This is a genomic window from Streptomyces torulosus (assembly GCF_001419765.1).
Lineage (GTDB): Bacteria > Actinomycetota > Actinomycetes > Streptomycetales > Streptomycetaceae > Streptomyces > Streptomyces torulosus.
Map to the genome: position 1 here is coordinate 1 of NZ_LIRK01000962.1, position 1,594 is coordinate 1,594.

Consider the following 1,594-nt stretch of genomic DNA (forward strand, 5'->3'; position numbering starts at 1 on the left):
AGACAGCCCTTGCCGTGCCGCCGAAGACGTATCTGCTGCGGGCGGACGACGGGTACTACCGCATCCAGTGGGACCACCCGCGGCACGGCAAGGGCTGTCTCACCCTGCTCAGCGACAGCGAGTTCCAGCACATGTTCGAGCCTTGGGACGACTGCAAGGTCGGCGGCTCCTCCCAGCTGTTCCGCATCGAACGGGCCGAGGGCACCGGCAAGGGCCCCAAGGGCGCGTGGCGGTTGCGGCCGGGGCGGGGCGACGCGGACGTCTGCGTCGGTATGCGCGGCGGCCCCGAGGAGAAGGGGGCGGTCGCGGTGGCGGAGGGCTGCGCCGACGCCACCGGCGCCGGTGGCGCGGGAGACGCGCAGCTGTTCCTGATCGGCCGCGACCCGACCGGGCGCGAATGAGTCGCGGGCGACCCGCACGGGTCCGGCCGGCCGCTCGCGTCACCCGGCCGGGGCGTCCGCGCACGACAGGGTGAGGGTGGCCGTGGTCCGCTGGAGGGGTGCAGCTGCTCCCCGAACCCGTGCGGCGTCTCGCCGCCTGGTGTGCCGTCGTGCTGCTCGTCGCCGGGGTCGTGTACGTGGGGATCCGGCTGTGCGTGGAGTTCAGGACGGCCGTCACGCCGGTGCTGCTCGCCCTGCTGGGGGCCGCGTTGCTCGGGCCGTTGCACCGGCGGCTGGTCAGGGCGCGGATGCACCGGTCGCTCGCCGCGGGCCTCACCTGCGTCGCGGTGGTCGCGGTCGTGGGCGGAGCCGTCTACGTCGTGGCCGCCGCGCTCATCGGCACCGGGGACCAGATCATCGCCTCCCTCAGGGACGCGGCCGAGGACGTCACCCGGCACTTCGGTGCGGCCGGCACCTCGCTGGACGATCTCGCCGCCAACGCCAAGGAGTTGCTGGGCAGGTTCGGGAGCACGGCGGCGTCCAACGTCATCAGCGGGGTGAGCGTCGTCGGCGAGGCCATCGCCATGGCCGTCCTCGCGCTGCTGCTCGTCTTCTTCTTCCTGCGGGACGCCGACCGGGTGTCCGGAACCATCCGGGCGTTGTCGCCGTGCGGGCTCGCCGACACGGTGGAGGCCATCGCGCGGCGGGCGTTCGAGGCCGTCGAGGGCTTCATGCGCGGGACGACCCTCGTGGCGCTCATCGACGCCACGTGCATCGGGGTCGGGTTGCTGATCCTCGATGTGCCGGGCGCGGTCGGGCTCGCCGCGCTCGTGTTCGTCGGCGCGTACATCCCGTATCTCGGCGCCGTGGTCTCGGGTGGGGTGGCGGTGCTCGTGGCCCTCGCCGATCGGGGGGCCGTGATCGCGCTGTGGGTCCTCGGGATCGTGCTCGCCGTGCAGCAGCTGGAAGGGCATGTGCTCATGCCGATGATCCAGAGCCGGACGGTGCAGATGCACCCGGCGGTCGTCATGATCGCCATCACCGCGGGCGCCTCGGTCGCCGGCGTTCTCGGCATGCTCCTCGCGGTACCGCTCACCGCGGCGGCCTTCGGAGTCGTCCACGAGCTACGGGACCGGTACGCGAAGGAGGGGGTCGCCTAGCGGCGGCCTGGCCGGGGACCACGTGGCCGGGGGCCTGTCTCTTATTACACATCT

The 1,594-nt window shown here is 72.8% G+C and carries 1 protein-coding gene and 1 pseudogene; both read left to right on the top strand.

Features of this window, described 5'->3' with window-relative positions; translation table 11 throughout:
• Nucleotides 1-401 (top strand): annotated as a pseudogene (locus AOK23_RS43100) (helix-turn-helix domain-containing protein); the annotation flags it as partial.
• Nucleotides 402-499: 98 nt separating this feature from the next.
• The gene (locus tag AOK23_RS43105) at nucleotides 500-1,540 is read left to right on the top strand and encodes an AI-2E family transporter (RefSeq protein WP_055717811.1); all 1,041 of its coding nucleotides are present in this window, start codon (nucleotides 500-502) and stop codon (nucleotides 1,538-1,540) included.
• Nucleotides 1,541-1,594: the final 54 nt, after the last annotated feature.